This is a genomic window from Microvirga sp. P5_D2, from assembly GCF_054049475.1.
In genome coordinates this window covers 1-5,423 of sequence record NZ_JBFUMH010000244.1, presented here as the reverse complement: position 1 = coordinate 5,423, position 5,423 = coordinate 1, and the positions used below count along the sequence as shown (strand labels likewise).

Sequence of the window (5,423 nt, the reverse complement as noted above, 5' to 3'; positions counted from 1 at the left end):
GAACAGGCTCTCCTGCACCACGAGACGCTCGCCCATCATGGCCCGATCCTCCTGCCGAGAATGCCTCATCAGGGAATCATGATCGCCGCCAATCACGAGGACTTTTTCAACGAAATCTGCCAGAAGCGGTCGTTTGCCTTCTCGACATCGCGGTAGGGCTCGGGATGGACATCGTGCGGAGCGCGACTTCAGTTGTTTGGACAGTTTCAGTTAAGCAATGCGACCGGCACCATGATAAGCAGCAGTCCATCTCGCTCAATGCGGAAGGAGGCGTAGCAGATCGACGGCCGATGTAGGCTCCTGCAAGCGCAGCCTCTTTGACCGTGCCAACGAGCCCCAGCGCCGCGATGAAGTCCAAGAGAGCGATAGAGTCAGCAGATTTCGCTCACTCTTTCGCGGTAAATCACTTTGCCCGCGAACGGATCAGAAAACTATCGTAGGCGTACTCGGCAATCTGGAACCAGAGATACGCTTCATTTCTGAACCCGCGCACGCTCTCATAGAGCCTCTTGAAGTCAGAGTTCTTGGCAGCGATCTCGTCATAGAGTTCGTTAGACACCTTGAAGGCAGCCTCCATGAGCTCCTGGCTGAACGGCCGTAGCTGAGCCCCAGCCCCGACCAGCCGGCGAACCGCGGCTGGATTGCGGGCGTCATACTTGCCCAGCACATCAACATATGTCTGCGCGGCGGCGGCATTGACTACCGCTTTGTAGATCTTAGGGAGTGCGTTCCAGCGATCGATGTTAATCATCACATGGATGACCGGACCACCATCCCACCAGCCTGGATAGTAGTAATATGGGGCGACTTTGCTGAAGCCAAGCTTCTCATCATCGTAGGGGCCGACGAACTCCGCCGCGTCGATCGTGCCGCGCTCAAGAGCCGGATAGATGTCACCAGCTGCGATCTGCTGTGGAACAGCACCAAGCCGCTGGAGAACCTGACCACCAAGGCCGCCAATGCGCATCTTGAGGCCCTGAAGGTCTTGAACGGTTTTGATCTCCTTGCGATACCATCCACCCATCTGGGCGCCGGTGTTGCCGGCCGGAACGGCGTACATTCTGTGTTTGGCGAAGAACTCGTTGCACAGGTCCAGACCGCCACCATGGTACGTCCATGCAGTCTTCTGGCGTGCATTTGGCCCGAAGGGAAAGTCACAGGGAAGTGCGAAGGTAGGATCCTTTCCCACGTAGTAGTACGTCGTGGCATGACCGGCTTCGACCGTGCCATCCCCAACCGCGTCGGCGACCTGAAACGTGCCAACGATCTCGCCCGCAGCGAAGGGCTGGATTTGGAAGCGGCCCTCCGTCAGGTCCGACACAAGCCGGCAGAACAGCTCAGCTCCTCCCCACAGCGTATCCAGCGACTTCGGAAAGGCGGATTGCAAGCGCCAGCGAACTTCGGGCATGGATTGGGCAATTGCAGGCGCTGCCAAGGCACTGACGGCAATTCCCCCTGCTGCGGTGGCCAAAAATTGACGGCGTTTCATGGGCGCTCCTTCCCGTGGGCTCCAGATTGCCAACCGTCTTGGCCAGCCACTGCAGCCGAATCGTAGTTGTGGGGCAAGAAAGGCGGCTGACAATCTCATCGGAAGAGGGGGAAGGCTTGCCGCTTCCTTGCCTTATTAGGATAATTTTCTTCTAATGCGGGCGCCCCAAGGCGCTCGTTGCGAGATGTGACAGGAGAGTTGGTTGGATTGTAGCGCGGCACGCATGCGGAATTATCCATTTCTGTGTAGACTGCGTTTTAAACGAGGCGCGAGGTCCTGACATGGGGATGCGGTAAGCACCAAAGCATGGTTGCAAGACCTGGGGCTCGGCCAGTACGAGCAGGCGTTCTGCGACAACGACATCGAAGCGAGCCTGCTTGGGACGTTGACCGACGGGGACCTGCGCGAACTCGGCGTCCTATCGCTCGGCCATCGCAAGCGGCTTCTGGCCGCGATATCAGAATTGGCTGGACCAGCTGAAGGGGCACCAGGCGATTCGCCCGCCCGCTCGCCTCCCGCACCGGCAACATTGCATGCTGAGCGACGTCAACTGACCGTAATGTTCGTTGATTTGGTTGGCTCAACGGCCCTTTCCTCTCGCCTCGACCCAGAGGAGATGCGGAATGTCCTTCATGCCTATCAGGACGCCGTGATCGGTGAGATCGCCCGCCTGGGAGGACACCTAGCCAAGCTGATGGGAGACGGGGTGCTGGCCTATTTCGGCTGGCCGAGGGCGGACGAGGACGATCCCGAGCGTGCCGTGCACGCCGGCCTCACCATCGTTCAGGCTGTCAGACGACTTTCCACTCCCTTCGGGGAGCCGCTTGCGGCGCGGGTGGGTATTGCCACAGGCCTCGTCATCGTCGGAGACCTGATTGGCGAGGGCGCGGCGCGCGAGGAGTCTGTGGTCGGAGAAACCCCGAACCTGGCAGCGCGTCTCCAGGAGGTTGCCTCCGCCGGGACCGTGGTAATTGCTGCGGCCACTCGCCGGCTCCTCGGCGACGCATTCCATTTGTGTGATCTCGGTCCCGTCCCCCTCAAGGGGTTCGATCAACCGGTCAACAGCTTCGAGGTCCTTGGTCCTCATTTGGCGGAGAGCCGGTTTGAGTCGCGTCACCCAGAGCGCTCATTGCCCATGATGGGACGCGATCAGGAGTTAGCGCTGGTTCTGGAGCGGTGGCGCCAGTCCGTTGCTGGAGAGGGCCAAGCGGTGCTCGTGGTTGGCGAGGCAGGCATCGGCAAGTCCCGCTTGGTGCAGGCCCTGCTGGATGAGGCTGCCGGGGACCCTAACATTGTCCTGCGCTACCAGTGTTCACCGCAATATACGGGCACACCGCTTTGGCCGGTGGTGCAACAGCTCGGCTTTGCAGCCGGGTTCGCGCCCGAGGACGGTGACGAGCAGAAACGGCAAAAGATTGAGGCGCTGTTGCGCCGGGGAACGGATGATATTTCCGAGGCCGCCCCGCTGATTACCGCCTTACTCGGCATCGAGGCAGAAATACCCAATTCCATCCAGGAACTGAGCTCCCCGCAACGGCGTGCCCGCACGCAGGCTGCATTGATCCGACAGTTCCTCGGACTTGAGCGCCGGCACCCCGTTCTGATCGTCGTTGAGGACGCTCATTGGATTGATCCCACGACCCTTGAGCTGTTCAGCCAGGTTCTGGATCGGATTGCGAATGCCCGCGCCCTAATGCTGCTGACAAGCCGGCCCRACAACCAGCCGAACTTGGGGGGGCACCCGCACGTGACGCGCCTCACCCTCAACCGCCTCGGCCGCGGCCCGATAGAGGCGATTGTCTCGCGCCTGAGCGGCAGCCAAAGCGTGCCGCCTGCAGTGCTGAGGGAAATCGCAGCCCGGACCGACGGTGTGCCACTCTTCATCGAGGAGTTGACTAAGGCGGTGCTGGAGGCCGGGATGACCGCGCCGGGAGCCGTGCCAGTTTCGCTTTATGCCTCTCTCCTGGCCCGGCTCGACCGGGTACCGGGGGTGAGAGAAGTGGCGCAGGTAGCAGCCTGCATCGGGCGGGAGTTTCCGTACTCACTTCTTGCTGCAGTCTCTACGGTGCCGGAAACGGACCTGCAGTCCGCGCTCGACCGCCTCACTGCCGCCGAACTCATCTTCCGGCGCGGCATGCCACCCGAGACCCACTACGCGTTCAAACACGCTCTGGTGCGGGATGCAGCTCACGAGAGTCTGCTCAAATCGCGGCGGCAGCAGTTGCACGCCACCATCGCGCGAGTGCTGGAGGAGCACTTTCCAGAGACCCGAGACATGGAGCCGGAGTTGCTGGCCCGACACTACACCGAGGCTGGGCTGGTTGAGCAGGCGGTCGAGTACTGGCGGCAGGCCGGCGAACAGGCGCTTACACGCTCTGCGATGGCCGAAGCGGTCACGCACCTGACCGAGGGACTGGCTGTCTTGCAGGCTCTTGCTCTTGGGAAAGGGCGTCAACGGCATGAGCTCCGCTTGCAGCTTGCGCTTGGCCAGGCCTCCATCGCTGGGAAGGGCTTTGCCGCTCCCGAGACAGGTCACGCCTATGCCCGGGCTCATGAACTCTGTCTTGAACTCGGCAATGTTCCAGAGCTCTTCCCGGTTCTCTATGGGCAATCTGTTTTCTATTTCCAACGTGGCGCCCTAAGGGAGGCACATGAGATTGCATCCGATCTACTGCGAGCCGGCCGGGAGCAGGCCAATGTGGCGGCGCAGATGATCGGTCACCGCATGATCGGCTCAACGCTGTGCCAATACGGCCGCTTTGCCGAGAGCCGGGATGCTTTCGAGGCGGCGCTCACCCTTTATGATCCGGTGCGGGACCGCGGCTCGGGTCTCGTTTACGCCATCGACTCCCGGGTAATGTGCTTGTCCTGGCTGTCGCATCTGTATCTCATTCTCGGAGATCTAGAGCAGGCTTTCACCTACAGCCGTCAGGTGCCGGCTCATGTGGATGAGCTTGAGCATCCTGGGACGGCAGCGGTCGCCCTGGCTTGGGGATGCATCTTTAACCAGCTTCTGCGAGACCCACACAATGCCGCAACACAAGCGCAGGGGGCAATCACACTCGGGACGGAACAGGGTTTTCCGCTTTATCGAGCAGCGGGTTCAGTCATTCATGGCTGGTCACAGGTGGAGGTTGGGCGAGGCGCTGAAGGCCTTGCAGGGATGAAGCAGGGGCTGGCTGACTACCGAGCGACAGGCGCGGAAATGTGGTCGCCCTACTTCCTTGGCCTGCTGGCCGATGCCAGCCGGCAAGGAGATCGTGCGCAGGAAGGCCTTGGCTTCGTGGACGACGCTCTAACCCAGATCCAGCATACAAGAGGCCGTTGGATCGAAGCAGAACTTCATCGAGTTCGGGGTGAGTTGCTGTTGGCGGGGAGCGAGCCTGATCAGCGGGAAGCAGAGCTCTGCTTCCAGCAGGCTCTCGCTTTGGCCAGGGATCAAAACGCAAGACTTTGGCAGTTGCAGGCGGCGACCAGCCTTGCTCGATTGTGGGGCAAACAAGATCGGACACAAGCGGCTCATGATCTTCTCAGTCCGATCTGCAGCCTTTTCGACGATGGCATGAAGATACCCGCTCTGCGTGACGCAAAGACCCTGCTCGATGAGCTTACGCTGATCTCAGGCGATAGAGCCGATCATCTGAACCCATAATCTGAACCGGGTTAGCAACGGAAGGTCTGCACTGGGTCGAGGCTGTGTCAAAACGCGGGATCTGGTAATCTGGTGGGGTTAGCACGGACTGGAGGGATCGCGATGAAGCGGTTTGTCCAAGGCCAGGAGCGCAGCCAGGGCACCTTGTTCCCGGCCTGCCTCGACGAGTACGTCAGCGAGGACAATCCGGTGCGGGTGATCGACGTCTTCGTCGACGAACTCAACCTGCGCGCTCTGGGGTTCGAGAGGGTCATCCCACAGGCGACAGGCCGCCCGGCCTAT

Annotated in this window: 2 protein-coding genes and 2 pseudogenes; 3 read left to right on the top strand and 1 reads right to left on the bottom strand. The window is 60.8% G+C overall.

The annotated features are described in order from the left end of the window. Window positions 1-403 precede the first annotated feature (403 nt). Window positions 404-1,489, bottom strand: coding sequence for a TRAP transporter substrate-binding protein (locus tag ACXJKO_RS29430; protein WP_457094571.1), 1,086 nt, complete (start codon window positions 1,487-1,489; stop codon window positions 404-406). Window positions 1,490-1,796: 307 nt separating this feature from the next. Between ACXJKO_RS29430 and ACXJKO_RS29425 the strand changes: the two are divergent. From ACXJKO_RS29425 to ACXJKO_RS29415, 3 genes and pseudogenes are all read left to right on the top strand, one after another. Next, window positions 1,797-2,522, top strand: a pseudogene (locus tag ACXJKO_RS29425) (adenylate/guanylate cyclase domain-containing protein); the annotation flags it as partial. A gap of 102 nt (window positions 2,523-2,624) precedes the next feature. Beyond that, window positions 2,625-5,141 carry an ATP-binding protein gene (locus ACXJKO_RS29420; RefSeq protein WP_457094572.1) on the top strand — a complete coding sequence of 839 codons (2,517 nt, stop codon included), beginning with the start codon at window positions 2,625-2,627 and terminating at the stop codon, window positions 5,139-5,141. A 102-nt stretch (window positions 5,142-5,243) separates the two neighbouring features. After that, window positions 5,244-5,423, top strand: a pseudogene (locus ACXJKO_RS29415) (IS5/IS1182 family transposase); the annotation flags it as partial.